Consider the following 26,919-nt stretch of genomic DNA (forward strand, 5'->3'; position numbering starts at 1 on the left):
TTAGGGGAAATCATCATGTTTAAGACTGTACTTATTGCAAACCGTGGTGAAATTGCTGTTCGGGCAATTCGAACACTGAAAAAATTAGGCATTACCAGTGTCGCGGTTTATTCAGACAGCGATCGTTATGCGCAACATGTGCAGGATGCCGATATTGCCATTGCGCTGGAAGGCTTAAAACCTGCCGATACCTATTTAAGTATCGAAAAATTGATTCAAGCTGCTCAACAAACTGGGGCAGAAGCGATTTTTCCAGGCTATGGTTTTTTGTCCGAAAGTGCCGATTTTTCTCGTGCCTGTGAACAAAACAACATTGCCTTTATGGGCCCAACCGCAGAACAGATTCTGGAGTTTGGCCTAAAACATCGCGCACGTGAATTGGCTGCGGCGGCAAATGTTCCAATGACACCGGGCACAGGACTGCTGGACAGTTTAGATGAGGCATTGTCAGCTGCTGAACGGATTGGCTATCCAATCATGCTCAAAAGCACTGCAGGTGGCGGTGGAATTGGCTTAACCCGTTGTGACTCTCCGCAAGCATTAACTGAAACGTATGAAAGTGTAAAACGCCTTGGTGAGCAGTTCTTTAAAGATGCAGGTGTGTTTATTGAATGCTTTATTGATCAAGCACGTCATGTCGAAGTACAGATTTTTGGCGATGGCAAAGGTCAAGTGGTCGCGTTTGGTGAGCGTGATTGCTCCTTGCAACGCCGTAACCAGAAAGTGGTTGAAGAAACCCCCGCAGCAAACTTGCCTGAAGCAACCCGTAAAAAGCTCCATCAAGCTGCAGTTGAACTGGGTCGTTCCGTCCATTATCGCAGTGCAGGAACGGTTGAGTTTATTTATGATGCCAAACGGGATGAGTTTTATTTCCTTGAGGTGAACACCCGTTTACAGGTCGAGCATCCGGTAACGGAAATGGTGACAGGTCTCGACCTGATTGAGTGTATGCTCAAAGTCGCGGCGGGCGATGCGTTGGATTGGGACTACCTCAGCAATATCCAACCGCAAGGTGCTGCGATTGAAGTTCGGATCTATGCCGAAGATCCTGTTAAAAATTTCCAGCCAAGCCCGGGTGTGCTTACCGAAGTGTCATTCCCAGAAGGCATTCGTGTCGATACCTGGGTGAAGACAGGCACCGAAATTTCCCAGTATTTCGATCCAATGATTGCCAAGATTATTGTGCATGCTGACGATCGTGCTACTGCAATCGAAAAATTAAAAACAGTTCTGGCTGAAACCCGTTTAAATGGTATCAGCACCAATCTGGATTATGCACGCGCGATTGTCTCAGACCAACGTTTTGAATCCATGCAAATCTGGACACGCATGCTGGATGATTTTGATTATTCACCAAAAGTCATTGAAGTGATTCAAGCAGGTACATTGAGTTCAATTCAAGATTATCCGGGACGAACAGGCTATTGGGATATTGGTGTGCCGCCATCAGGTCCTATGGATGATTATGCATTCCAACTTGCCAATCGAATTGTAGGTAATGACGCTAAAGCCGCGGGGTTTGAATTTACCTTGGTGGGGCCAAGCTTAAAGTTCCATGCCGATACCACCATTGCATTGACAGGTGCAAGTTGTACTGCTGTGTTGGATGATCAACTTATTGCTTTTTGGCAACCGATTAAAGTCAAAGCAGGCCAAACCCTGAAAGTTGGTCAAGTGGCATCAGGCTGTCGTACTTATTTAGCGGTACGTGATGGACTGGATGTACCCCTATATTTGGGTAGCCGTTCAACCTTCGCATTGGGTAATTTCGGTGGTCATGCAGGACGTACTTTACGTGTTGGTGACATGATCAAAATGGTTGATGCAGAACTTGCCAGTGCGGAATTACCGCTTGCGATTGATGAGCCTCAAGCCTTATCCAAAGAGCTTATTCCTGAATATAGCAATGAATGGGAAATCGCGGTGCTGTATGGGCCACACGGCGCGCCTGATTTCTTTAAACCTGAATATGTGGAAGAATTTTTTGCTTCTGAGTGGACTGTTCACTTTAACTCAAACCGTTTAGGCGTCAGACTTTCAGGGCCGACACCGAGCTGGGCAAGAGAGAATGGCGGTGAAGCAGGCCTACATCCATCCAACGTGCATGATTGTGAATATGCAATTGGTGCGATCAACTTTACCGGCGATTTCCCTGTGATTTTAGCAAAAGATGGTCCTAGCCTTGGCGGTTTCGTGTGTCCGGTGACCATTGCCAAAGCAGAACTGTGGAAAGTAGGCCAGTTGAAAGCCGATGATAAAATCCGTTTTTATCCAATTACAGTCGAGCAGGCCAACGAGCTAGAACGTAAGCAAATTGAGAGTATCCAGAACTTTGCTGCCGCTGCCAAAGTCGTTGAAACCATTGAGCCAGCTCAAGATGTCTTTACCACCATTCTGGCACAACGTGAAGAAACAGAATTATCGCCAAAAACGGTGTATCGCCAAGCAGGAGATAGCTATATCTTGCTCGAATACGGTGAAAACGTTTTGGATTTGGCACTACGTTTACGCGTGCACCAATTGATTCAAATGATTCGCGCTGCCAATCTTGCTGGAGTTTTAGAACTGTCACCCGGTGTACGTTCACTACAGATTAAATATGATGGTTTAGTGATTGCTCAAGCTGAGCTGATTCAACAATTGCTTAAACTTGAAGAGCAAATGGGGGATTTAAGCCAGCTTAAGATTCCATCGCGTATTGTGCACTTACCAATGGCATTTGAAGACAGTGCAACTTTAGGTGCAGTGGAACGCTATCAGGAAAGTGTCTGCGCCAAAGCGCCGTGGTTGCCGAATAATGTTGATTTTATCCAACGTATTAATGGTCTAGCACATCGTGATGAAGTCAAAGATATCATTTTTGATGCTAACTATCTGGTCCTGGGTTTGGGCGACGTTTATCTGACAGCACCTTGTGCTGTGCCAATCGATCCCCGTCACCGTTTGCTCAGCTCCAAGTACAACCCTGCACGGACCTTTACCGCAGAAGGTACGGTGGGGATTGGTGGGATGTACATGTGTATTTATGGTATGGACTCACCGGGTGGTTATCAGTTGATTGGGCGAACGCTGCCGATCTGGAACAAGTTTAAAAAGAACAAGCAATTTGGTGATAAACAATGGTTCTTGCAGTTCTTTGACCAGATTAAATATTTCCCTGTGACTGAAGCCGAACTCAATCAATGGCGTGCAGATTTTGAAAATGGCCGAGCCCAGATCCAGTTTGAGGAAACCGAGTTCGACTATGCTGACTATGTACAGTTCCTGGAGAATGAAGCAGAAAGCATTGCCGCGTTTAAAGAAAAACAGCAACAGGCCTTTAGTACTGAAGTCAGCCGCTGGAAAGAAGAGTTTGCTGCACAACCTGAACAGCAGGTAGAACAAGCCAGTCAGGCCGACTACAGCCATCTTTCTGCTTTAAATGCATCAATGACCGGCAATATCTGGAAAATTTTTGTTGAACATGGCCAAGAGATCAAAAAGGGAGAAACTATTGCTATTATTGAAGCCATGAAAATGGAACTGCCAGTTTATGCGGAAGAGGATGGCATTGTAAAAGCCATTATTTGCAGGGCAGGGCAAACCGTACACAGTGGTGAACCATTGGTATATATGGAATAGGGTTGAATGAAAGAAACAAAAATAACAACAAAAAGCTCAGACAATTTGTCTGAGCTGGTTTACCAACGTATCAAGAATGACATCTTTGATTTCAAGTTGATGCCAGGTGAACGCTTCACTGAGTCTGAAGTTGCTAAGGCCTATGAGGTGAGTCGCACCCCCATCCGACAAGCCTTGTATCGCCTGCAACAAGAGGGCTATGTCGATGTGAGCTTTCGGAGCGGTTGGCAGATTCGACCGCTCAATTTTCGTTATTATGAAGAATTGTATGATGTACGGATTGTTTTGGAAAAAGATTCGATTCGAAAACTCTGTCAGATGGATCACCATCTTTCAGTTGAGTTGTCAGTATTAAAAGCACTGTGGTTGATACAACCTTCTGAGTATTTAAAGGATATTAAGCAGCTCTCTCAACAAGATGAAGATTTTCATTGTGCCTTGGTCCGTGCTTCGGGAAATAATGAAATGGCAAGGATTCATCGTGATTTGAGTGAACGCATCCGGATTATCCGCCGTCTGGATTTTTCCAAAGATTATCGGGTTGAGGCAACTTATCAGGAACATCAAAAAATCTTAGATTTTATTTTTGAAAGACAAACCGAACAAGCGATCAGCGCGATTGAAGCGCATATCATGCAAAGTCGTGATGAAGTGAAAAAAATTACTCTACAGATGTTGGATTCGAGTCAGTTTTATTAAAGATAATTATCAGCTAGATTAGTTGAATAGTTTAAATTCATTGTGGAATAAAGATGGTTAGAAATGAGTTAATTTATTGTATCGAACAATTTCTAGATAAAAAGGATATATCTAAAAAGAATGCTAATAATATAGAATTTCTACTTGAAAACCTGGAGTTAAAACAAGAGTTAGTAGATAACATTATTCTAATGTTAGCTTCCTATGCTCCTAGTGGAGGAGAATATATGTATAACGAAGATCAGGTCGCCCATGAATTAAAAAAATTATTAAAGAATTTATAAATATTTCAATTAGTGTTGAAAACTAAATTTTAGTAGTTATAGACAATGAAATGCGTTTCATCAAAAACTCTCTTTTCCATGCCTAATTCTGCATAAAACTAACAGTTTTTATCTGTTTGCTATTTAATAATAAAAATCACATTTCCAATCATCAGATGACACATGATGAATGACCAAACACTGATCAACTCATTTCTAAAACTGGTTCAGAAAGAAGGCTTTTTTGCTACAGCCATTGATGGCATTGTGCTGATGCGCGTAGACCACAATACACCACCGATCGCGGTATTGCAGGAACCCACCCAAGTATTTGTTTTACAAGGCCAAAAGCGCGGTTATATCGGCACAGAAACCTATTCCTTTCAACAAGGTCAATGCCTGATTGTCTCGGTGTCAATGCCTTTTGATTGTGACACCATTGCCAGTGCGGAAGCACCGATGATTGCGATTAGCATGAAACTGGAAGCAGACACTGTCAATGAGCTACTTGCAAAAACCTATTTCGAGAATTACCAGTTTAAGCCACTCACCACAGGAATGAGTGTGATCGAATATGATCAGGCCATTTCGAGTGTGCTGAATCGTTTATTACAGACATTGACCTCGGAACAGGATGTGCTGGTTTTAGGCGAGCAGATTAAACGAGAACTGCTTTATCGAGTGATACAAAATGCAGGCGCAGATGCCTTAAAAGGTTTGGTGGCACAAGGCAATCTCAGACCCATTTATAAAATCTGCGAATATATCCAGCACCATTTTACCGAAAAGCTCACTGTAGACATGCTGGCAGAGCAAGCCAATATGAGTACTTCTGCATTTCATAAAGCCTTCAAACAGGTGACACAACATTCACCGTTGCAATATTTAAAAGTCGTCCGTTTGCATAAGGCAAAACAATTGTTGCAAAACGCAGACCAAAGTGTGGCTCAGGCGGCTTATGCTGTTGGTTATCAGAGCTCTTCTCAATTTAGCCGAGAATTTAAAAAGCAGTTTGGTTTTCCGCCCAAACATGCTGAATCGAATACTGAAACGGAGTCATGATCAGATGAATCAAAATAGCGTAGAGCAAATGAAATATATCGAAATTACTCAAGCAGGCGGTCCTGAAGTGTTACAGCTTGCCGAGGGAGCACGCCCAGAAATTACAGCAGATGAAATCCTGATTGAAGTCTACGCAACTGGAATTAACCGACCGGATATCTTACAGCGCCAAGGATTATATCCGATGCCAAAAGGCGTTACGCCTATTCCCGGACTGGAAGTATCAGGAGTGGTCGCACAAGTAGGTGCTCGAGTCACTCAGTTTAAAGTGGGTGATAAAGTCTGCGCACTCACCAACGGCGGTGGCTACGCTGAATATTGTGCCGTACCCGCCAATCAAAGCTTGAAGATTCCAAAAAATCTCAGTTTTATTGAGGCTGCTGCGATTCCCGAAACTTATTTCACCGTCTGGGCAAACCTGTTCCAGATTGGTCAATTAAAGAAAGATGAAACCGTGCTGATTCATGGTGGTGCCAGTGGGATTGGTTCAACCGCGATCAGCTTGTGTCATGCCATGGGCATTAAAAACTTCTCCACGGTGGGGAGTGATGACAAAGTTGAAAAATTATCTGCTGTGTCACAGGTCATTAACTACAAAACGCAGGATTTTGAAAAAGAAGTTTTGGCGCTGACCGATGGACAGGGCGTGGATGTGATTCTGGATATTATCGGTGCGTCATACTTTAACCAAAACCTGAGATTATTAAAGCGTGATGGTCGGCTGGTGATTATTGGCTTTATGGGCGGGCGTAAAGTTGACGGCTTTGATATACAGGAATTAATGCTCAAACGTGCAGTGGTCACTGGCTCAACCATGCGTGCCAGAACAAATCAAGAAAAGGCTAAAATTACTCAGGATCTTGAACAGTTTGTCTGGCCTTTGATTGAGGCAGGGCAATGTAAGCCAATCATCTATAAAACCTTTGCTTTTGAGGATGTCGCACAGGCACACCAATGTCTGGAAAGCAGCCAGCATACTGGCAAGGTGGTACTCGAAATTAAGTCTTAATTTGCCTGATTATATTCATTCTATGCCTGTTCGTATTCAGTCCTTGAGTATGGCAGGTTGCTCACGCAATATGCTTATAAATAAAACGATGCAATGAGGAAACTTGAAATGACAACAAATACCGATGATCGTAATCCAACACCAGACCGTGCGGAAGATAATGCCTTCTTTCCATCGCCGTATTCATTGAGCCAGTATACTTCTGCTAAAACGGATTATGAGGGTATAACCTATTCACAGCCGTATCAGGGCGATAAAAAGATTTTGATGATCGCGACAGACGAACGTTATATCTTGATGCAAAATGAAAAATTCTTTTCTACCGGCAATCACCCAGTGGAAATGCTATTGCCCATGTTCCATCTGGATAATGCAGGTTTTGCCTTTGACGTGGCAACACTGTCAGGCAATCCGGTCAAGCTGGAAATGTGGGCGATGCCCAACGAAGAACAAGTGGTACTAGACACCTATAAAAAATATGAGAAACAGCTCAAAGCCCCCTTAAAACTTGCTGATGTACTCGAGCAAGCCTTAAGCGCTGATTCACCTTATGCAGGTATTTTCATCCCAGGTGGACATGGTGTATTGGCGAAGATTCCACAAAGCACCGAAGTCAAAGCATTATTAAAGTGGGCCCTTGCCAACGATAAATATGTAATTACGCTATGTCATGGACCAGCAGCTTTACTTGCCGCAGCGGTTGATGAAAATCCACAAGACTATATTTTCAAAGACTATCAGCTTTGTGTTTTCCCTGATGCTTTAGATAAAGGCGCGAATATTGATATTGGTTATATGCCAGGACAACTGCCATGGCTGGTGGGTGAAAATCTGCAAAAGCTTGGCGTTAAAATTTTGAACACAGGAATTACAGGTCAGGTGCACCAGGACCGAAAATTACTGACGGGTGATAGTCCGCTGGCTTCCAATAACCTAGGCAAATTGGCAGCAAGCACTTTATTGGCCGATCCAGAGCTACGTTAATTGCTTGAGATCAAAAATGAAAGCCTGACATCTAATGTTGGGCTTTTTTAACTTTTAAATCTATATAGCTGTATCAATTGTCAATTTACTGACAATCTCTATTATGACTTAAGGTTAAAGTCACTCACATGGATGTGAACTGAACAGGATGTTAAATGAAAATATGTATTTATGGTGCGGGTAATATTGGATGTTATCTGGGTGGTCGACTGGTCGCTGCAGGATGCAATGTCCAGTTAATTGTCCGCCCCAAAATTCGCCAGCAATTACAACAATACGGCCTGACCGTTTCGGACTATCTTGGGTATCAACACACCATTACAGCAGACCAGTTGCAACTGAGTGATGATCCACAGCTTGCAGCGCAAGCAGATATTATTTTTGTCTGTGTTAAATCGGCCGCCACTGAGCAAGTTGCGCATGAGTTAAAATCTGTTTTAACAAACAAGACCTTGATTATCAGTTTTCAAAATGGTTTAAGAAATGCGGAGATTTTAAAACAGATTCTGCCCAACCAAACCATTCTTGCAGGCATGGTTCCTTTTAATGTCGCGGCTTTGGGAAATGGTAGGTTTCATCAAGGTACAGAAGGAGCTCTATATACCCAGCAGCACGAGCCAATGCATGAGTTGATAAGTGCATTTAAAACTGCTGGATTGGAACTCAAACTTGCATCTGATATGCAGGCAGTACAATGGGCCAAGTTAATTCTTAATCTGAATAATTCAGTGAATGCCTTGTCACAACTTCCTTTAAAGCAACAGCTTTCTATTCGGGGATATCGTCAATGTCTGGCAATGGCACAGATGGAAGCGTTAAAACTGCTTAAAATTGCAGGAATTAAACCTGCTCAACTGACGGCCTTGCCAGCGCAGATTGTTCCTAGGGTATTAAGCCTGCCAGATTTTATTTTTAATGCCGTTAGCAAAAATATGTTAGCGATTGATCCGCTGGCACGTTCCTCGATGGCCGATGATCTCATGGCAGGGAGAAGCACAGAAATTGACTGGATTAATGGAGAAGTTGTTGGTTTAGCACAACAACTCAATTTGAAAGCACCAGTCAATGCCAAACTGATTCAATTGATTAAACAGGCTGAAACATCGCCCAAGGCATGGTCAGCACAAGCGCTTAAACAACAGCTAGAAGTCTCATAATTAAAATAGCGTATCACTGAAAATCAGTCATACGCTAGTGTCGATAATAAGTACTTAAGACTTTTCAGTCATGGGTGGACCGAAGCGGGTGATCAAAATGCCAAAGATCGTTGCGAAGATATACATAAAAATGGAATACACCGCGGCTGGCATCGCAATGGTTGTACTGGCCATGACGGTAAGCGCGATGGTCATGGCAAGAGTACTATTATGAATACCGATTTCAAAGGCACAGGCACGGGCCTGATAGGAACTGATACCAAACAATCGGGGAACAAAATAACCGACCGCGAGGCTAATTGCACAGAATAATGCGGTGGCGAAACCGATTTGCCCCAAATAAGCTAACAAATTAGTCCGTTCTGTAAAAATCGCCCCAGCAATGATGATAAGCAGGAAAACAATTGCAAAAATTCGGACTGGCCGATTTAACTTTTCTGCGATATGCGGCGCAAAATGACGCACCAGCATACCGATTGCCACAGGTACCAAAATAATCAGGAAAACTTGCAGAATCTTAGAAAACTGTAGTCCAAGCTGCTGTCCTTCATTCATAAAATGCAAAATGGCGAAGTTGACAATAAAAGGTAAGAACAGGGCTGCCACTAATGCATTAATGGCGGTCAAACTGATGTTTAAAGCAATATCGCCTTTATATAAGTAACTGAACAGGTTCGCAGTCGATCCACCGGGTGAGGCAGCCAGCAGCATTAAACCGACAGCAAGTAATGGAGGAAGAGACAGTAGTTTACAAATCAGGAATGCAATCCCGACCAATAAAACCAACTGGCAAAATAGGGCAATGATGACGGCTTTGGGGTGTTTGGTGACACGGGCAAAATCTTTTAAAGTGAGTTCCAAGCCTAAACCAGCCATGACAATCGCCAGTGCAATGGGTAAAAAAAGGGTAATTAATCCAGAATCCATTACTATTTATTCCTTTAGGTTAAATTTATATTAAAAAAATTTATATATTATTGACTATAAAAATATCTACCTATAGTTTTTGATGCATTTGGCAAAATTAAGCCAATACAATAACTACCACACAAACAAATCCAATTATTATCAATCATAAATAACCAATCAATAAATTTATTTTATTAATTCTAAATATTTATAACTATTAAATAATTTATTTGTTTTACTGTCATAAATCTGTCAAATGATCCAAAATTAGATTATACAAAAATAAGATATAAAAATTATTTGCATCATTTTTACATTTTTACAACGTTATTTTAAATCGGTTACAAAAAGCAGATTATGTATACAAAATAAGCAAATGTATAGACCTGTTCTGTTCAGTAGAAATTTTTTCTTAACTCACTTATATAAAATATATATAGCATTAACAATAGAATAGAACCTTATAAAAAACAAATTTAACTCAACAAAATAGGCCATATCTTAAATTACATCATTTTTAAATATAGTTTTTATAAGATTCGTACTACTGACAGAAATAGAAAAGATGCATGTCAAAATGGTCAATGATATTTATTTGACTTAAGAATGATAATCAGCAGCAATTTTACCCTGTGACGATTTTTGAATAAAAGCAGGTGAAAAGTTAAGTAAAAAAGATCCCAATATTTTATTGGTGAGAATAAAAAATTGAGTATGACAAATAAGCGGAATCAATATGGATAACGTCGCTCAGCTAGAAACTGACACTAATTTCCAAAGTCGAAAAAAAATAACAGGAGCAGTTTTTAGTGTGCTGCTGTTATTACTTCTCATCGGCATTATATATTATCTTTTTGTATATCGATATTATCAGTCTACCGATAATGCCTATGTTCAGGCAGATCTGACCTGGGTGATGCCAAAGATATCGGGTGAAGTTATTGAGTTGATCATTAAAGACAATCAGGTTGTTAAAAAAGGCGAAACCTTGGCAATACTGGATCATCGCGACTATCAGGCCCGTTATGATCAGGCCCGTTCTATGGTGACCTTAAAACAAGCAGCACTTGGAGTGCAGCAACAAAATGAAAAATCAGCCAAGTCATCCATCAGTGAAGCAAATAGTGGTGTTATTGCAGCGCAAGCTGATCTATCGCGCTTGAAAAAAGATTTTGAACGTTATCAAGACCTGTTAAAAGATGGGGTGATTACCCGACAAAACTTTGAAGGCATTCAGTCCCAATATTTGACCGCACAGGCACAACTAAGCAAGGCGCAAGCCGCGGTCAATGCTGCTGAAGCACAACTGGGCAGCTTGCAGGCAAGTAGAGCCCAGATTTTAGCCGACATTGAAAATGCCAATGCCAGTCTGGACCTTTATCAGATTGATCTGGCTTCATCCAAAGTAGTCAGTCCTGTGACCGGTAAAGTTGGCAGTCTTGCAATCCAGAAGGGATCGCGTGTCTCACCGCAAACGCGCTTGATGGCGATCATTCCAGACAAAAGCTTATATGTGCAGGCCAATTTCAAAGAAACACAAATAGAAAAAATGCATATTGGCCAGCAGGTTAAACTCAAAATAGATGCCTATCCAAGCCTGACTTATACCGGAAAAATCGAAAGCTTTTCGCCAGCATCAGGGGCAACTTTTTCGCTAATGCCTCCTGACAATGCAACAGGGAATTTTAACAAAGTCGTACAACGTATTCCGGTACGCATCAGTATCGATTCAAGTCCGCACATCGATCTGATTAAGCCAGGCATGTCGGTCAGTGCGACCGTTGATCTCAGAACTTAAGCATAAATCAGGTATAAGTGATGAATCAGGCTGTTGAAAATGAGTGGAAATTTCCCCCGAAAACGGCATGGGCAATTTTCGCTGCCATGATCTTTGGCAATTTTATGGCAATTCTTGATATTCAGATCGTCGCCAGTTCTTTAAACGAAGTTCAGGCAGGGATGAGTGCGAGCCGTTACGAGGTGACCTGGGTTCAAACGGTGTATTTGATTGCAGAGATCATTGCCATTCCAATGTCCAGTATTGTCTCGCGTGTTCTCTCGACCCGTGTCTATTACACCCTTTGTGCAGTGGGGTTTACCATTAGTTCCTTACTCTGCGCACTGGCATGGAATCTGGAAAGTTTACTGGTGTTTCGTGCGATTCAGGGCTTTATGGGCGGTGGCATGATTCCAACTTCAATGACGGCATTATATCTGCTGTTCCCTGAGGCAAAGCGTTCCTTACCGTTGGTGACCTTTGGCATGGTCAGTACTCTAGGTCCAGCAATTGGTCCAACCATAGGCGGCTGGCTCACCAATAATTTTTCATGGCACTGGATGTTCCTGATTAACATCATTCCCGGGATTATTATTGCCACCGTGATTTACTCAGGGCCCAATATTGACCGCGCTAATTATTCACTGATTAAAACTATGGACTGGCTGAGCCTGCTTGGTATGGCGATGTTCTTGGGTGGACTGGAATATTTTCTGGATGAAGGTGCACGGCACGATTGGCTGGCAGACTCGGGTGTGCGTATTGCCTTTATGGTCTGTCTGATCGGTGGCATGATTTTCTTCTCCAGAAGCTTTACTCAGCCTAAACCTTTACTCGATTTAAGCGTATTCAGGAACAAGAATTTCACCCTCAGCGCGATTACCACCTTTGTGATCGGCATGGCACTTTATGGCTTGGGCTATATGATTCCGGTCTTTCTTGGACAGGTAAGAGAAATGAACAGTAGCCAGATTGGTCACGTCATGATGGTCACCGGCGTAGTGATGTTCTTTTTTGCCCCATTCCTTGCCTGGCTGATTCCTAATTTTGATACCCGTAAAACCGTATTCGTCGGCATGATTCTGGCGGGCTTTGGTGTATGGCTGAATTCACATCTCAGCATTCACAGCGATTATGACTTTATGTTCTGGCCGCAAATTTATCGCGGAATAGGCCTGATGATCTGCCTGATTGTGGTTTCACATCTGGCCATGAGTACGTTACCGCTGAGTAAGGTTGCTGATGCCAGCGGGATTTACAACCTGATGCGTAATATTGGCGGAGCAGTGGGATTGGCGCTGATTAATTCTTCACTGGATTGGCTGACAGCGTTACATGTCACTCAAATTAATCAGTATATGAATCCCCAGAACTGGATCTTCGTCGAAAGACTGGATCAGCTTACGGCGCAATATCAGGAAGTTGGTTCAAACGCCCAGCAAATTGCGCTGAGCGTGATTTATCGTGACATTCATTATCAGGCGCTGACATCAAGTTTTAATGATTTATTACGTATGCTCGCAATCATTATGTTTGTGACCGCATTTTTAACCATATTTATGGATCGGGGGAAAAAAATGAATATGTAGAAATCCAAAAAGAGAGGGTAATTTTAAACAATCAAAAACAATAGGGCTTATATAAAAAAGATCCCTTTATAAAAACAACACTTAGATGAGTTTTTGAATATCTCTGTATGAGGTCGGGGAACTCGCGTATCTAGATGTGGAAGGTTAAGTATTATGATTAATACAACATATAAACTAATTTCAAAATTGAACCAGAAAGAACGTACCTATGGTCAATATTTTGAAAAAGAGCAAATCGATCTTGATCGCTTAAAAGTGATGTACTCGATTTATGAGCAATATTATGAAAACACCAGATTTTCTATTTTTGTGGATGATTTTAAAAAGAAAAGCGGAGCAATCTTGGTTTTTAATACAGAGACCAATGAAATTGTTGGTTTCTCTACCGTCGTGGTGCAACATTTCTATCTAAATGGTAAGGACTATACCGTTTTATTTAGTGGCGATACCGTTATTTTAAAAGAGTTTTGGGGAACGCGCTCCCTTCAAAGCACCATGCTCAAACTGATGATCAAGTTAAGAATCAGATATCCATTTAATGAGCTGTATTGGTTACTGATTTCTAAAGGTTATAAAACCTATTTACTACTTGCCAATAATTATTATGTGTATTACCCCAATATTAAAGATGAAAACCAGCATCTCTCTTCAGTGATTGAACATTACTGTGAAAATTTCTTTGGCGAATATTATGATAAAGAAGCAGGATTATTAAATTTTGGCGAGGATTATCAGCCATTAAAAGGTGAAATTGCCCCGATCACGGCTGAAATGAGAGAGAAAAATCCGAATATTGATTTCTTTGAACAGAAAAATCCGACCTGGACTATTGGCACAGAACTCCCATGCATCGGACGTATGGGCTGGAAAGACATTGCCCGTTTTCCGGTAAAGTTGATGACAAAGCCGACCAGTAAAGGCAAATGTGAGGCGCTTTCAATCTCTAAAACCAACCGTCGGGAGGCGATCCAATGAAAGCTGCTGAATGGCTGACAACAGGCTCGCATCTTATTTTAAAACAATGGTGTGATGCCTCTGATCGTAACTTTACCAAACGCTTTAATGCATTAGAAGCGACTCAGCGTCAAATTTTGCATTCGATTTTACAGACCTCAACCTTTGCTAAAGATAAAAAAGTGCAAAATTATGAACAGTTTATAAAATCATTCCCAGCCACGCGTTACGGCGCCTGGCGAGAAGATATCCAGCGCTATCGTGAACAAAAGCTTGCGCTTTCCAGCAGCAAGCTGGTGCGTTTTCAGCCAACCAGTGGTTCAAGTGAACAGATTAAGTTTATTCCTTATACCAAACTGTTTTTAGATCAACTCGATCATGCCATTGCTCCCTGGTTAGCCAGCATGTACCGCAAGTGTCCTCAATTGCGCGCAGGAACTCACTATTGGTCCGTGTCATGGTTGCCGGAAAGCCAGCGTGAAGTTTTAAAAGACAAAAACCTGAATGATGACAGTGCATTATTAGGCATGGGTAAACGGATCTTATCCAAGTTTACCCAAGCTGTTCCAAGTAATGTGGCCTTTGCTGCAAATGCCGATGATGCATTGTTTGCGACCATTTGTTATCTGGTGGCTAATCGAAATCTAGCCATGATCTCGGTGTGGAGTCCAACCTTTGCACTACAGTTGCTGGAACGTCTGGAAGCGCTGCAACAGGAAGTGATTGAAGTGCTGGAAAGTGGATTATGGGGTATGCGCCAAAATTCGTTGAAAGACGTCACGGCACCTTATAGTCCTGAAAGTGCACAGGCCTTAATCAACAGTTCTAATGGTGAGCACATTGATTTTAAGCAGCTTTGGCCAAAATTAAGTCTGGTCTCCAGTTGGGATACCGCGGGCTCTAAAGCCTGGGCTGAAAAATTAAAGCAGAGACTGCCTGATGTGCAGTTCGAGGGCAAAGGTCTATGGGCAACTGAAGGTGTGGTGACCATTCCATATAACGATCAATATCCGTTAGCTTATCAAAGTCATTTTTATGAGTTTGAATATCTTGAGGGAGAGAAACAGGGCCAGATTATCCCGTCATGGCAACTTAAAGTGGGTGATGTGGTGAGTCCAATCATCACATCGGGGAATGGTTTACTACGTTATTGTCTTGATGATTGTTTACGGGTCACCGGTTTTCTGCAACAGATTCCTTGCTTTGAGTTTCAGGGACGCCGTTTTGGTGTCGATCTGGTCGGTGAAAAGCTTGCTCCAGAGACAGCACAGCAACTGCTTTCACAACTGAACGAAACCGACTCTAAAGCCATCTCCTTGCTGGCGATTGATACCGAGCAGCAGGTTAAACCATTTTATTGTGTTCTGTTTGAAGGGGAAATTCATCACAGTGTTAACGATGAATATATTGATCGTATTTTGCGTCAGAATTTTCATTATGAACTTGCCCGGAACTTAGGTCAGCTAGATCAACCTCAGATTCGTCAAGCGCCGAATGGCTGGAATGCCTATAAAAAGCTGGTGATGTTTGATGGCATTATCGAAGGCAATATCAAGCCTGAACCCTTAAAGAAAATTACCCTGAATAGTTTGGAACAACTATGAAGAAAGGGAAGACGCAATTTAGTAAGCCGTTTTTAAAGCCTATGCATCTTGTACTGTGCATGGGAATGCTATTCGTTTCAAATACAGTCAGTGCCATGACTTTAGACGAGGCTTTGTCCGCAAGTTTAAGGCATGAAAGTCAACTCGAAGTCAGCCGTTTAAGTGTCAGTCAGTCTACTGCAATGCTTGAGCAGGCTAAACAACGGGATGGCTTAAAAGTCAATCTGGTTGGTCAACTTGATTATGAGCGGGTGGAAACACCTGCTCAGGTCATGTTTCCAACCGAAGGCAACCGCAAAGGCCGAAGTCTGCAATTACAGCTGGACTATCCCGTTTATACGTCCGGACGGCATGGTTTGGGCGTTGAAGTAGCGAAGAACCAGTTATCCGCACAGGCGCAGGGTTTATCTGACCAAAGATCGGAAACCATTTTGAATACGGTGATGGTCTATACCGACGTATTAAAGAAAAAGGCGATTTTAGAGCTACGGAAAAAAACCATGTCAAATCTGCAGCGTTCGCTCTATGAATCACAACGGCGTTTTGACGTGGGCATGATTACCCGTGCCGATCTGGCTCAGGTTCTGGCCCAAGTGGCCCAAGGCCAAGCTGATATTACACAGGCTCAATCTAATCTTACGGTGAGTGAAGCACAGTTTTATCAAATTACTGGTTTAACCGCAGATAATCTTATTGCAATCAAACAGTTGCCTGCAATTCCAAACAGCGTGGATGAAGTTTTAGCGAGAACTAACCGTCATCCTGCATTGATGCGCGGCAAATATGAAAAACAGGCTGCCGAGAAACAATACGCCTTAACCAAACGGGAACTCTGGCCGACAGTCATGCTGACCAGCCGAGCAGGCAAGCAGCATGAAGCAAGTTATATCGGTTCTGAAAGTAACAATTACATGGTGGGCGTACAACTGAATGTGCCTTTGTTCGATGATGGCCTGAACCGGGCCAATACAAGGAAAGCGCAGGCCGATGTCGATCTGGCTAAGCAAAAGATCCGGACGCTTGAGCTTGATTTAAATCAGCGGGCACGAACTACATATGCACAGCTGCAAAGCATTCGACAAAATAAAGAGGCACTGCAAAATGCCATAGATGCAGCATCGATTGCATTTGTCTACACCCGAAAAGAGTTCGACTTAGGCACCAAAACCACCTTTGATCTGCTCAATACCGAACAAAAATTATTAGACGTACAGACCCAAAAAACCGTCAATGAACAGGACGAAGTCGTGTATGTCTATCAACTCCTGGATCAGATGGGACAATTAAATCAGCTGGTTCCAGACCAGACGGCTACACAGGTGAATAATCAATGAAAACAAACCCACCGACATCCCCTCATCAAAACAGCTTGATTACCCGTGAAGCAACCTTGGCAGATGATCAGGCCTTGCGAGCACTGATTGCGGTGCCGATGACCACCAAGGGCGTACAAATCAGTTTTCAGCGTGAACCGAGCTATTTTAAAGCTTCAGATATTCTGTATCGACATAAGCTGCATGTTGTGATTGAAGATACTGAACATCAAAAGAATGTTGCCTGTTATAGCAATGGTCATCGCCCGTGCTATGTCGATAAGGCAATACAGAATGTGCGCTATGCCAGTGATTTGCGTGTAGATCCAAACTATCGTGGCAAATCCTTAGTCAAAGTATTGGGTGCGCATGTCAAGCAGACCCTGCATCAACCTGATTTTAGCCAGATGATTATCTTTAATGATAACTATGCGGCACGAGCAGCCATACAAACCGGAAAAAGCGGGATTCCTGATTATTATGATGAGGGCTTAATCGAAACACTGACACTAACGCATCTGGGAAACAAGAGAACAATTAAAGCCTTTTTAAATCACAGGACTGAAACTGAGAGGGGGGAGATTAAATCATGTCAGGCTCGACCCGAACATATTACTGCAATGAACCGGTTTATTGCCGAAATGTCGCAGCATTATAATTTTATCCCGGCTTATAATTTCGCAGAGTTACATGCAGGGCACCCTTATTTTTCGGGACTACAACTCTCGGACTTTCAGCTTTACTTTCAAGATGGAAAACTTGTGGGGATGTTTGGATTGTGGGATCAACATACTATTAAACAGACCAAAATCCTGCATTACAGTTCAGCGATTGGCCTTGTACGTCCAATCTATAATGTATTGACCAAAGTGACTAAAGGCATGCCATTGCCTAAACTTGGTGACTCGGTGAGATATCATGTATTACATAGCCTGTTGTGCCATCCCCAGCAGTTAGCACTGCATCATTTAATGCTTGAAGATGCACAGAAAATCTCTAAGCAGCGAGGTGTAGGAGTTGTGAGCTTTACCTTGTCGCATCAAGATCCTCGTTTCCAGCTCAATCAGTTTTATAAAGGTGAACGCTTAACAGGCATGCACGGTTTTATTAGTTTTCAGGGTGATCCACGTCCCAACTTTAATAAGCATCTAATTCCGTATTTAGAAGTGGGACGCATTTGAGTCATAAAAAAATTCCTCAAGCGATTTAAAGCTTGAGGAATTTTCTAGGTGTAATGTGTAAATTATGCTTTCAGGCCTTTAGCATACTCAACCAGTTGATCAATCACCGTTCCCCAACCTTCAAAGAAACCCATGTCTTCGTGTTGTTGACGAGTTTCGGCAGTACGGTGTCTGGCAATTGCGGTATATTTGGTTGCACCATCGCCTGCATCTTCAAGCAACAGAATTGCGGTCATAAATGGATTTTCAGCAGGTTTCCAGTCTTCGGTATAGGTATCGGTAAAGACCAGTTTTTCGCCTTCAATCACTTCCAGATAAACCCCTTCATTTTTGATTTCATTACCATCCACATCAAAGATGGTATTGAACTTTCCACCCACTCGTAAATCAATTTCACAGGCTTTAATCGAGTGAGGGCGAGGAATAAAGAAGTGTTGGATATGTTCAGGTGTGGTCCAGCATTCCCAGACCAGCTCACGCGGAACATCTATCACTCTTTCCAGTTTTAAATCAGTCTTTGGATCTAGTTTCATTTTCTCTTTTCCTTTTTAATTCGAGTGCATAACGATCAAATTGATTAAGTCTTTGTTCCCAGATTGCCCGTTGTTCACTTAACCAATTTTGCATGGGGGTGAAAGCTTCGGGTGTCAGGGCACAAGTTCTGATTCGTCCATTTTTTTCTGAATGAATAAGTCCTGCTTGTTCTAATTTATTTAAATGTTTTAGAAAAGATGGCAGGGCCATGTCATGTTGTTCAGCCAGTTCGGTGATCGATGCTGCCCCAAAAGACAGTCGCGTTAAGATATCTCTACGCGTTGGATCACTGAGAGCACTGAATAACACATCGAGTTTAGAATCATACTTAGCCATAAAGCTAAGTATTGCGCACAAAATAGACAGCTGTCAACAAAAAACTTAGCTAAGAAGCTAAGTTTCTATTACAACTTTTATCGCTCTATTTTTCTTGTTTATTGGTTAAAATAACCCCAATAAAACTTAGACTACCACCAAGCAGCATAGACCAGGTGATGGGTTCCTTCAGAATCAGAAATGCCAGTAAGACTGCAAATACAGGTACCAGATTATTAAATATAATGGTTCGAGATGGTCCAATGTGATGAATTGCTTCGGCATACCAGATAAAAGCCAGAACTGTGCCAAAAGCACCTAAATAAAGAATGGATAGCCAACTGCTCCACGAAATATCCATCAACCCGCTAGCACGTAATTCCGGCCATGCACTGAGTAAAAGAAAACCTGTACCCCATAGTACCGAATAGGTGGTCATGGTTAAAGCAGAGGCTTGAGTCTGTTTAAAACAAATCGTATAAATGACCCAGCTCAAAACTGCACCGCACATCATCATTTCACCCGTTCCAAAAGATTGAGTGAAGGCAGCAAAAAATTCACCTCTACTCACCACGATGAGTGTGCCGATTAAAGCGAGACATACACCTAAATAATTTATTCTTTGTAGCCTTTCGTGAAAGAATATCCGCATGGCCAAGATGGTTAAAATAGGGGATAAGCTCACAAATAGTGCAGTTCTGCCTGCTTCAATTCTGGACAGAGCAGCAAAGAAAAATAAGTTATAAGCAAATACCCCCGTCAATCCCATCAAGATGGCATAGACATGTTGTTGTACAGAAAGATGGAGAAATCTTCCCGTGCTTTTCAATAAGATCAACACCAGTAAGATGGCAGCAAAGCCAAAGCGTAATAATGCAGATAGGGTTGGGGAGAGTTCCGCTGTAACAATGCGTCCTGCAATGAAGGTTCCACCCCACATTAGGGCAACACAGATCAGCTTCAAATAAACAGTGGAACTCGAAAGCGCAATGGCGAAGTGACGCATGAAATTTTCAATCAACATGGAATTGAATCAGATCGTAAAACTAATTTATTTTTATAGTAAAATGAGCTTTTACTCATGAATGCGTCGTGATGACCCTGACTCAACTCCAAATATTTTCCAAGCTCGCGGAACTAAAAAATTTTACGCATACGGCACAACAACTGAATATTTCACAGTCAGCGATTTCGCATGCACTTAAATCGTTGGAAAAGAAGTGGCACACCCAGCTGTTTTATCGAAATAATAATGAAGTCGAGCTGAGCGCTGCAGGACAACGCTTACTACCTTATGCGAATGAAATCCTGAATGTTGCTCACATGATTCAGCAAGAAGTGATGGATCTCAAAGGTCTGAAAACAGGAAGCTTGAGGATCGGATCTTTTGGCGCATCGTCTTCCAATGTGCTGATCCCGCTGATTTTAAAACAGTTTGCACAGCGCTATCCTGAGGTTGAGGTACTGGTGATGGAAGGAACGGATAAAGAAGTATTGCAGTGGATCGATGAACGCAAAGTTGATCTTGGCTTTGTGGTACTGCCTGAAACCCGCTTTGATAGTTTTGCTTTGTTGGAGGATATCTTTGTCGCTTTATTGCCAAACGATTTAGAGATCGCACACAAGCCAGCAGTGCAATTGCAAGAGCTGCTTGATCATCCTTTTATAATGACCAGTGCGGGCAGTCAAAACCATGTCATGGAACTGTTTAAGGCTGCACAACTCACTCCACAGATTAAATATAACTTGTCGCAAATCCTGTCGATTTTAAATATGGTCAATCAGGGTGCAGGGGTTTCAATTGTGGCAGATTTAGCACTCGACACAAATATTCTTTCGCTTTACCCCAATGTGGTCAAACGCCCATTATCTCCCAACATCAAGCGTTCTATTGGCTTGGCAGTAAAGAATAAACAGCAGATGTCACCGACTGCAAAAGCCTTTGTTGAGCTTGCCGTGCAACTCTAGGTTTGGGTCAGTATGCTAAAACCTGCTTAATTGTTCATAAATAGGCTAGAAAAACAGACAAAAGTTATCAATTACACAAAATACTTCTATAATAGCGCCCATCAATACTAAGGTCAGTGTTTAGATAGAGTCATAAGACGACCTTAGCCACAGTTTTTTAAGTCTATTTGTGATCCACGATTCGGCTTATCGATTATTATTTTCAATCTTATGTACTTGCAACACATAAGAATATTTAGGTGCTCGCATGGAAATCAAGGTTAATTATCTCGACAATCTTCGACAAGAGGCGAAGTTTGATGACTTTACGGTAATCGCCGATCAGCCGATTCGTTATAAAGGCGATGGTTCTGCACCAGGGCCATTTGATTATTTCCTTGCTTCATCTGCGTTATGTGCAGCTTACTTTGTCAAAGTGTATTGTGCCGCACGTGATATTCCAACAGATAACATCCGTTTATCTCAGAACAATATTGTTGATCCTGAAAATCGCTACAAGCAGATTTTTAAAATTCAGGTTGAATTACCCGCTGATATTTCTGAAAAAGACCGTCAGGGCATCTTGCGTTCAATCGATCGCTGTACCGTCAAGAAAGTGATCCAGACCGGTCCAGAATTTGTAATCGAAGAAGTTGAAAGCATTGATGCCGATGCACAAGCTTTATTGATGCCAAGCCTGACTTCGGAAAGCAGCACCTATATTGCAGGTAAAGACCTGCCATTAGAAGAAACGATTGCCAATATGTCAGGGATTTTGGCAGGTCTTGGCATGAAGATTGAAATCGCATCTTGGCGCAATATCGTACCGAATGTCTGGTCTTTGCATATCCGTGATGCCCAATCGCCAATGTGCTTTACCAATGGTAAAGGCTCAACCAAAGAAAGTGCTTTGGCATCGGCTTTAGGTGAGTTCATTGAACGTTTAAACTGTAACTTCTTCTATAACGACCAATTCTGGGGTGAGGACATTGCCAATGCAGAATTTGTGCATTATCCAGATGAGAAGTGGTTTAAACCGGGTCCAAATGGCGAATTACCAAAAGAAATCTTGGATGAATATTGTCTAGAAATTTATAACCCAGATGATGAGTTACTCGGTACGCATTTATACGATACCAACTCAGGGAATACAGAACGTGGTATTTGTTCATTGCCATTCGTACGTCAATCCGATGATGAAATTGTCTATTTTCCCTCAAACCTGATTGAGAACTTATATCTCAGTAACGGGATGAGTGCGGGCAATACCTTGGCAGAAGCTCAGGTTCAATGCTTATCGGAAATTTTTGAACGTGCGGTTAAACGTGAAATTCTGGAAGGTGAAATTGCATTACCGGATGTGCCGCAAGAGGTATTGGCCAAATACCCAGGTATTGTGGCAGGGATCCAAGGCTTGGAAGAGCAAGGCTTCCCAGTCCTTGTCAAAGATGCATCGTTAGGCGGTCAATTCCCTGTGATGTGTGTGACTTTAATGAATCCACGTACAGGCGGTGTATTTGCCTCATTTGGGGCGCACCCAAGTTTGGAAGTGGCATTAGAGCGTAGTTTGACTGAATTGTTGCAAGGCCGTAGTTTTGAAGGTTTAAACGATTTACCGCAACCAACTTTCCAAAGCAATGCAGTCACTGAACCAAACAACTTTGTTGAACACTTCATTGATTCAAGCGGCTTGGTCTCTTGGCGCTTCTTTAGTGCCAAATCGGATTATGACTTTGTGGAATGGGACTTCACCAATAACGGTGAAAACTCCAATGCTGAAGAAGCAGCAGAATTGTTTGGCATCCTTGAAGAAATGGGCAAAGAAGTCTATATGGCGGTATATGAGCACTTAGGAGCAACCGCATGCCGTATCTTGGTGCCTGATTATTCTGAAATTTATTTGGTTGAAGACCTGATTTGGGACAATACCAACCGAGCGATCTTATTCCGCGAAGATATTCTTAATCTACATCGTTTAGATAACGAGCAGTTGGAGGCCTTGGTTGAGCGTTTAGAAGAATGCGAACTGGATGATTACACCGAAATCACCACCTTGATCGGGATTGAGTTTGATGACAATACGGTATGGGGACAATTAACCCTGCTTGAATTAAAACTGTTGATCTATCTTGCTTTAGAGCAGTTTGAAGAAGCGAAAGAACTGGTTGAGACTTTCTTGCAATACAATACCAACACGGTAGAACGTGGTTTGTTCTATCAATGCATGAATGTGGTGTTGGAAGTCTTACTCGATGATGAAATGGAGCTTGAAGACTACGAAACCAATTTCCGCCGTATGTTTGGCAATGAGCGTATGGATGCTGTAGTTGGTTCTGTTGAAGGTACGGTCCGTTTCTATGGCCTCACACCAACTAGTATGAAACTGGAAGGGCTTGACCGTCATTTACGTCTGATCGACAGCTATAAGAAATTGCATAAAGCACGTGCTAAGGCAGTCGGTTTAAATGGCTAAAACTCAATAAATATTGTTTTAAAAAGTGCATGTTGATCATGCACTTTTTTTAATGATGAGAATGCTGAGTAAAATTGCAATTTTAAGAAAAAACGCTTGACCTTACAATGATAGGAAGCTTTATAGTGTGTTTATCTTGTTAAATAACCGAATGGAGTTTTGCAATGGAATTTCACGTTGAAAATATGACTTGTGGTGGCTGTGCACGTGGCGTAACCCGTGCAATCCAAGCGGTAGATGCCAATGCAAAAGTCATTACAGATCCACCAAATCGTAGTGTTAAGGTTGAAACGACAGCCTCACAACAACAAGTGGTCGAGGCTTTATCTGAAGCCGGTTTTCCACCACGTTAATCTGTTCTGGAATCAAAAGCGGCTAAAACAGCCGCTTTTTTGTGTCAAAAGAATGGAAAAAAATAAAAGGCGATCACAAGATCGCCTTTTATTGTGTTCTACTTGCGCCCAGTGAGTGGGGACAGCGAGAGCAGATCATTATGATGATGGATGTCCTTGATTTCATGACTTGGTTCTTTTAAGCCTTCCAGAATCGGACAGTCGGGGCGATTGTCACCCGCACAGCAATCAACCAAGTTCTGGAGTGTTTGCGCCATTTGTTGCAGGTCCTGGATACGCTCTTGCAACTTTTGGATATGTGCCTGAGCCAATTGTTTTACATCGGCACTTTGTCGATTGCGGTTATTCCATAAATCCAGTAAATCGGTGATTTCCGTGACCGAGAAACCCAGTTCACGACTGCGTTTGATAAATTTCAAACGTTCCACGTCATTGTCTGAATAAGAACGGTAGCCTGCATTGCTGCGTCCTGCCGCAGGAATCAAACCAATTTGCTCGTAATAACGAATCATTTTGGCGGTTACACCTGAAGCTTGAGAAACTTTACCAATATTCATAAGGTTCTCCATTAGCCTTTATGCACAGACGGGGGTTGGAAACGACGTAAACGTAGCGCATTACCCAGTACAAATACACTTGAAAGTGCCATCGCACCCGCGGCAAAAATCGGTGACATCAGGATACCATAAGCAGGGTATAACACACCCGCAGCGACTGGTATCAATAGAGTATTATAGGCAAAGGCCCAGAACAGGTTCTGGTGAATATTGCCAATGGTTGCTTTAGACAAGGCAATTGCATTGGCCACGCCTTGCAAGTTGCCTGACATCAATACCACATCCGCAGATTCAATTGCCACATCAGTCCCTGTACCAATTGCCAGACCCACATCTGCCTGCGCAAGTGCTGGTGCATCATTGATCCCATCGCCCACAAAGGCAATATGGCCATATTTTGCTTTCAGTTCCTGCACGGCATTGACTTTACCTTCAGGTAACACTTCGGCAATGACTTCATCAATCCCAAGTTGTTTGGCAATGGCATGTGCGGTACGTGCATTGTCACCGGTAATCATTGCTACTTTTAAACCCAGTTGATGCAGTGCTTGAATGGCAGCAGGCGTGGTGTCTTTAATTGGATCGGCAACCGCAATAATCCCTGCCAAAGCGCCATCAATTGCCACATAAAGCGGAGATTTGCCTTCATCACCCAAACGTTGTGCCGTATGGGAAAATGGGCCGATATCTAAGCCAAGTTGGATCATATAACGATCTGCACCGATATAGATATTCTGGCGTTCATTTACAGTGGCATTGACACCCATCCCAGTGACTGAATCAAAGCGCTCAACCTTTGGTAAATCTAAACCTTCATTTTTTGCCGCATCGACAATTGCTTTGGCAATCGGATGTTCGGAAAGTGACTCCACTGCGGCAACAAGACTGAGCACATCATTGCGTTCAAAGCCCGATGCCACTTCAAAATCAGTCAGCACAGGATGACCTTCGGTCAAGGTGCCTGTTTTATCAACGGCAACCACTTGGGCATCTTTTAACAGCTGTAGTGCTTCACCTTTACGGAACAAGATACCCAGTTCTGCACCACGTCCGGTACCGACCATAATCGAAGTCGGGGTTGCCAAGCCCATAGCACATGGACAAGCAATAATCAGTACGGCTACGGCGTTGACCAGTGCAAAAGTTAAAGCAGGTGATGGGCCAAAAATCAGCCATACAAGGAAGGTGAGTAAAGCGGCAATCATCACTGCGGGTACAAACCATAAGGTCACTTTATCGACCACAGCTTGAATCGGCATTTTAGAGCCTTGTGCCTGCTCGACCAGACGGATAATCTGTGCCAGCATGGTGTCGCCACCAACAGCGACCGCTTTAAAACTTAAAGTTCCGTTCTGGTTAATGGTTCCACCCACCACTTGGCTGCCAATGTTTTTTTCAACAGGAATTGGTTCACCCGTAATCATTGATTCATCCACAAAGCTTTGGCCTTCAATGACTTCGCCATCGACAGGAATTCGTTCACCCGGTTTCACGATAACCAGATCACCCATTAGCACTTGATTGATTGGAATATCAATAACCTGATGATTACGAGAAACATGGGCAACTTTGGCCTGTAAGCTGACTAAACGTTGAATGGCTTCGGAAGTACGTCCTTTGGCTTTGGCCTCAAGAAAACGACCGAGTAGAATTAAAGCTACAATCACAGCGGCTGCTTCGTAATAAACATTGACCGTGCCTGCAGGTAGTAACTGTGGTGCAAAGGTTGCAACCAGTGAAAATAGGTAAGCCGCCAGTGTACCGACTGCCACCAAGGAGTTCATATCGGGTGCTAAACGGACTAAAGCGGGAAGACCTTTAAGATAAAAACGACGCCCCGGAATAATCAGGACTAAGCTGGTTAAAACGAATTGTAAGTACCAACTATTTTGCATGCCCATACTTTGGTCAATCAGTTGATGAACACCCGGTATCAAATGTGAGCCCATTTCCAAGATAAAGACGGGTAAGGCTAAAATAGTGGCAATAATCAGGTCACGTTTGAGTTCAGCTCGTTCATGATCTTTTTTCTCAAGTTGTTCACTTTGGTCTGGAATGGATGCCTGAATCTCTTCGGCATCGTAACCTGCCTTATCAATCGCTGCGATTAAGCTTTCTATGCTAGCCGTACCCGTTACCGTGGCACGTTCAGTTGCTAAATTGACGTTGGCAGTTTTTACGCCAGTAACCGCATTCAATGCTTTTTCAACACGACTAACACATGAAGCGCAGGTCATGCCTTCAATCGACAATTCGACCCTGCTGGCAGGGACGTCATAGCCTGTTTGTTCTATGGCCTGAATCAGCACTTGTTGGTCTACCGGCTTAGCAAGCGTGATATCTGCACGTTCTGTAGCTAGATTCACTGATGCAGACTGAACGCCGTCAACTTTTTTGAGTGCTGCTTCAACGCGTCCAACACAACTGGCGCAAGTCATGCCTTCTACCTGAAGTGAAACTTTTATATTTTGAGCATCTGTATTTGTTTGCGTTTCCATAAGTTATACCTATAGCGCTAATCCGATTGCTTTCAGCATAGACCTTAACATTATGGGAAGGTCAAGAGGGGATTTTCAATATGGACTGTTTTATTGCTTAAGCCAGACAAATTGTTCGTT

Annotated in this window: 22 protein-coding genes; 16 read left to right on the plus strand and 6 right to left on the minus strand. The window is 42.7% G+C overall.

The features are described from left to right. The first annotated feature begins 15 nt into the window (after positions 1-15). The 7 genes from uca (at position 16) to MSG93_RS05180 (ending at position 8,795) form a co-directional block, all read left to right on the plus strand. Positions 16-3,621 carry an urea carboxylase gene (gene uca, locus MSG93_RS05150; protein ID WP_324620846.1) on the plus strand — a complete coding sequence of 1,202 codons (3,606 nt, stop codon included), beginning with the start codon at positions 16-18 and terminating at the stop codon, positions 3,619-3,621. Between the two features lie 6 nt (positions 3,622-3,627). Continuing rightward, positions 3,628-4,320, plus strand: coding sequence for a GntR family transcriptional regulator (locus MSG93_RS05155; protein WP_324620847.1), 693 nt, complete (start codon positions 3,628-3,630; stop codon positions 4,318-4,320). Between the two features lie 53 nt (positions 4,321-4,373). Next, positions 4,374-4,604: a hypothetical protein gene (locus MSG93_RS05160; protein ID WP_324620848.1), complete on the plus strand. Its 231-nt coding sequence runs from the start codon at positions 4,374-4,376 to the stop codon at positions 4,602-4,604. A gap of 162 nt (positions 4,605-4,766) precedes the next feature. Continuing rightward, positions 4,767-5,645, plus strand: coding sequence for an AraC family transcriptional regulator (locus MSG93_RS05165; protein WP_324620849.1), 879 nt, complete (start codon positions 4,767-4,769; stop codon positions 5,643-5,645). Between the two features lie 4 nt (positions 5,646-5,649). Next, complete coding sequence (locus MSG93_RS05170) at positions 5,650-6,654, plus strand: NAD(P)H-quinone oxidoreductase (protein ID WP_324620850.1); 1,005 nt, start codon at positions 5,650-5,652, stop codon at positions 6,652-6,654. Positions 6,655-6,762: 108 nt separating this feature from the next. After that, positions 6,763-7,638 (plus strand): glyoxalase III HchA, encoded by an 876-nt coding sequence (hchA, locus tag MSG93_RS05175; protein ID WP_324620851.1) that lies wholly within the window; start codon positions 6,763-6,765, stop codon positions 7,636-7,638. A gap of 155 nt (positions 7,639-7,793) precedes the next feature. After that, entirely contained in the window at positions 7,794-8,795 is a 1,002-nt protein-coding gene (locus tag MSG93_RS05180) for a 2-dehydropantoate 2-reductase (protein ID WP_324620852.1), read from the plus strand. 54 nt (positions 8,796-8,849) lie between these two features. Here MSG93_RS05180 and MSG93_RS05185 read toward each other — a convergent pair whose 3' ends face one another. Beyond that, positions 8,850-9,722, minus strand: coding sequence for a bile acid:sodium symporter family protein (locus MSG93_RS05185; protein ID WP_005285946.1), 873 nt, complete (start codon positions 9,720-9,722; stop codon positions 8,850-8,852). A 718-nt stretch (positions 9,723-10,440) separates the two neighbouring features. On the opposite strand from MSG93_RS05185, the gene MSG93_RS05190 reads away from it, so the two are divergent. The 6 genes from MSG93_RS05190 (at position 10,441) to MSG93_RS05215 (ending at position 18,122) form a co-directional block, all read left to right on the plus strand. Further along, positions 10,441-11,502 carry an HlyD family secretion protein gene (locus MSG93_RS05190; RefSeq protein WP_005285944.1) on the plus strand — a complete coding sequence of 354 codons (1,062 nt, stop codon included), beginning with the start codon at positions 10,441-10,443 and terminating at the stop codon, positions 11,500-11,502. A 20-nt stretch (positions 11,503-11,522) separates the two neighbouring features. After that, positions 11,523-13,070, plus strand: coding sequence for a DHA2 family efflux MFS transporter permease subunit (locus MSG93_RS05195; RefSeq protein WP_005230593.1), 1,548 nt, complete (start codon positions 11,523-11,525; stop codon positions 13,068-13,070). Positions 13,071-13,256: 186 nt separating this feature from the next. Beyond that, positions 13,257-14,045 (plus strand): hypothetical protein, encoded by a 789-nt coding sequence (locus tag MSG93_RS05200; RefSeq protein WP_171067894.1) that lies wholly within the window; start codon positions 13,257-13,259, stop codon positions 14,043-14,045. Further along, a complete protein-coding gene (locus MSG93_RS05205; protein WP_324620853.1) occupies positions 14,042-15,628 on the plus strand; it encodes a GH3 family domain-containing protein in 1,587 nt (528 codons plus the stop codon). The genes MSG93_RS05200 and MSG93_RS05205 overlap by 4 nt, the downstream gene beginning before the upstream one ends. 41 nt (positions 15,629-15,669) lie before the next feature. Beyond that, the gene (locus MSG93_RS05210; protein WP_324621020.1) at positions 15,670-16,962 is read left to right on the plus strand and encodes a TolC family protein; all 1,293 of its coding nucleotides are present in this window, start codon (positions 15,670-15,672) and stop codon (positions 16,960-16,962) included. Next, the gene (locus tag MSG93_RS05215) at positions 16,959-18,122 is read left to right on the plus strand and encodes a hypothetical protein (RefSeq protein WP_324620854.1); all 1,164 of its coding nucleotides are present in this window, start codon (positions 16,959-16,961) and stop codon (positions 18,120-18,122) included. Before MSG93_RS05210 ends, MSG93_RS05215 begins: the two co-directional genes overlap by 4 nt. A gap of 62 nt (positions 18,123-18,184) precedes the next feature. Here MSG93_RS05215 and MSG93_RS05220 read toward each other — a convergent pair whose 3' ends face one another. The 3 genes from MSG93_RS05220 to MSG93_RS05230 all read right to left on the minus strand — a co-directional run bounded on the left by MSG93_RS05220 (position 18,185) and on the right by MSG93_RS05230 (position 19,977). Continuing rightward, a complete protein-coding gene (locus MSG93_RS05220; protein WP_032869608.1) occupies positions 18,185-18,655 on the minus strand; it encodes an SRPBCC family protein in 471 nt (156 codons plus the stop codon). Next, entirely contained in the window at positions 18,633-18,992 is a 360-nt protein-coding gene (locus MSG93_RS05225; RefSeq protein ID WP_005285929.1) for an ArsR/SmtB family transcription factor, read from the minus strand. The genes MSG93_RS05220 and MSG93_RS05225 overlap by 23 nt, the downstream gene beginning before the upstream one ends. 85 nt (positions 18,993-19,077) lie before the next feature. Further along, entirely contained in the window at positions 19,078-19,977 is a 900-nt protein-coding gene (locus tag MSG93_RS05230) for a DMT family transporter (protein WP_324621021.1), read from the minus strand. A gap of 89 nt (positions 19,978-20,066) precedes the next feature. Here MSG93_RS05230 and MSG93_RS05235 point away from each other — a divergent pair, with 89 nt between their 5' ends. From MSG93_RS05235 to MSG93_RS05245, 3 genes are all read left to right on the plus strand, one after another. Further along, positions 20,067-20,939: a LysR family transcriptional regulator gene (locus MSG93_RS05235; RefSeq protein ID WP_324621022.1), complete on the plus strand. Its 873-nt coding sequence runs from the start codon at positions 20,067-20,069 to the stop codon at positions 20,937-20,939. 247 nt (positions 20,940-21,186) lie between these two features. Further along, a complete protein-coding gene (locus MSG93_RS05240) occupies positions 21,187-23,391 on the plus strand; it encodes an OsmC domain/YcaO domain-containing protein (RefSeq protein ID WP_324620855.1) in 2,205 nt (734 codons plus the stop codon). 164 nt (positions 23,392-23,555) lie between these two features. Beyond that, on the plus strand, positions 23,556-23,744 hold the full coding sequence (locus MSG93_RS05245) for a heavy-metal-associated domain-containing protein (protein ID WP_004653564.1): 189 nt from the start codon (positions 23,556-23,558) through the stop codon (positions 23,742-23,744). 98 nt (positions 23,745-23,842) lie between these two features. On the opposite strand, the gene cueR is transcribed toward MSG93_RS05245, so the two are convergent. Both cueR and MSG93_RS05255 read right to left on the minus strand, forming a co-directional pair. Next, positions 23,843-24,301, minus strand: a complete 459-nt coding sequence (cueR, locus tag MSG93_RS05250; RefSeq protein WP_005230570.1) for a Cu(I)-responsive transcriptional regulator — start codon at positions 24,299-24,301, stop codon at positions 23,843-23,845. A gap of 11 nt (positions 24,302-24,312) precedes the next feature. Further along, positions 24,313-26,799 carry a heavy metal translocating P-type ATPase gene (locus tag MSG93_RS05255; RefSeq protein WP_324620856.1) on the minus strand — a complete coding sequence of 829 codons (2,487 nt, stop codon included), beginning with the start codon at positions 26,797-26,799 and terminating at the stop codon, positions 24,313-24,315. Positions 26,800-26,919 lie beyond the last annotated feature (120 nt).

The organism is Acinetobacter sp. IK40, assembly GCF_035615075.1.
Lineage (GTDB): Bacteria > Pseudomonadota > Gammaproteobacteria > Pseudomonadales > Moraxellaceae > Acinetobacter > Acinetobacter courvalinii.

Excerpts from the sequence above, each read along its gene's own strand:
- uca (WP_324620846.1), top strand. The coding sequence starts at position 16 with ATGTTTAAGACTGTACTTATTGCAAACCGTGGTGAAATTGCTGTTCGG.
- MSG93_RS05155 (WP_324620847.1), top strand. The coding sequence starts at position 3,628 with ATGAAAGAAACAAAAATAACAACAAAAAGCTCAGACAATTTGTCTGAG.
- MSG93_RS05160 (WP_324620848.1), top strand. The coding sequence starts at position 4,374 with ATGGTTAGAAATGAGTTAATTTATTGTATCGAACAATTTCTAGATAAA.
- MSG93_RS05165 (WP_324620849.1), top strand. The coding sequence starts at position 4,767 with ATGATGAATGACCAAACACTGATCAACTCATTTCTAAAACTGGTTCAG.
- MSG93_RS05170 (WP_324620850.1), top strand. The coding sequence starts at position 5,650 with ATGAATCAAAATAGCGTAGAGCAAATGAAATATATCGAAATTACTCAA.
- hchA (WP_324620851.1), top strand. The coding sequence starts at position 6,763 with ATGACAACAAATACCGATGATCGTAATCCAACACCAGACCGTGCGGAA.
- MSG93_RS05180 (WP_324620852.1), top strand. The coding sequence starts at position 7,794 with ATGAAAATATGTATTTATGGTGCGGGTAATATTGGATGTTATCTGGGT.
- MSG93_RS05185 (WP_005285946.1), bottom strand. The coding sequence starts at position 9,722 with ATGGATTCTGGATTAATTACCCTTTTTTTACCCATTGCACTGGCGATT.
- MSG93_RS05190 (WP_005285944.1), top strand. The coding sequence starts at position 10,441 with ATGGATAACGTCGCTCAGCTAGAAACTGACACTAATTTCCAAAGTCGA.
- MSG93_RS05195 (WP_005230593.1), top strand. The coding sequence starts at position 11,523 with ATGAATCAGGCTGTTGAAAATGAGTGGAAATTTCCCCCGAAAACGGCA.
- MSG93_RS05205 (WP_324620853.1), top strand. The coding sequence starts at position 14,042 with ATGAAAGCTGCTGAATGGCTGACAACAGGCTCGCATCTTATTTTAAAA.
- MSG93_RS05210 (WP_324621020.1), top strand. The coding sequence starts at position 15,670 with ATGCATCTTGTACTGTGCATGGGAATGCTATTCGTTTCAAATACAGTC.
- MSG93_RS05215 (WP_324620854.1), top strand. The coding sequence starts at position 16,959 with ATGAAAACAAACCCACCGACATCCCCTCATCAAAACAGCTTGATTACC.
- MSG93_RS05220 (WP_032869608.1), bottom strand. The coding sequence starts at position 18,655 with ATGAAACTAGATCCAAAGACTGATTTAAAACTGGAAAGAGTGATAGAT.
- MSG93_RS05225 (WP_005285929.1), bottom strand. The coding sequence starts at position 18,992 with ATGGCTAAGTATGATTCTAAACTCGATGTGTTATTCAGTGCTCTCAGT.
- MSG93_RS05230 (WP_324621021.1), bottom strand. The coding sequence starts at position 19,977 with ATGCGTCACTTCGCCATTGCGCTTTCGAGTTCCACTGTTTATTTGAAG.
- MSG93_RS05235 (WP_324621022.1), top strand. The coding sequence starts at position 20,067 with ATGACCCTGACTCAACTCCAAATATTTTCCAAGCTCGCGGAACTAAAA.
- MSG93_RS05240 (WP_324620855.1), top strand. The coding sequence starts at position 21,187 with ATGGAAATCAAGGTTAATTATCTCGACAATCTTCGACAAGAGGCGAAG.
- MSG93_RS05245 (WP_004653564.1), top strand. The coding sequence starts at position 23,556 with ATGGAATTTCACGTTGAAAATATGACTTGTGGTGGCTGTGCACGTGGC.
- cueR (WP_005230570.1), bottom strand. The coding sequence starts at position 24,301 with ATGAATATTGGTAAAGTTTCTCAAGCTTCAGGTGTAACCGCCAAAATG.
- MSG93_RS05255 (WP_324620856.1), bottom strand. The coding sequence starts at position 26,799 with ATGGAAACGCAAACAAATACAGATGCTCAAAATATAAAAGTTTCACTT.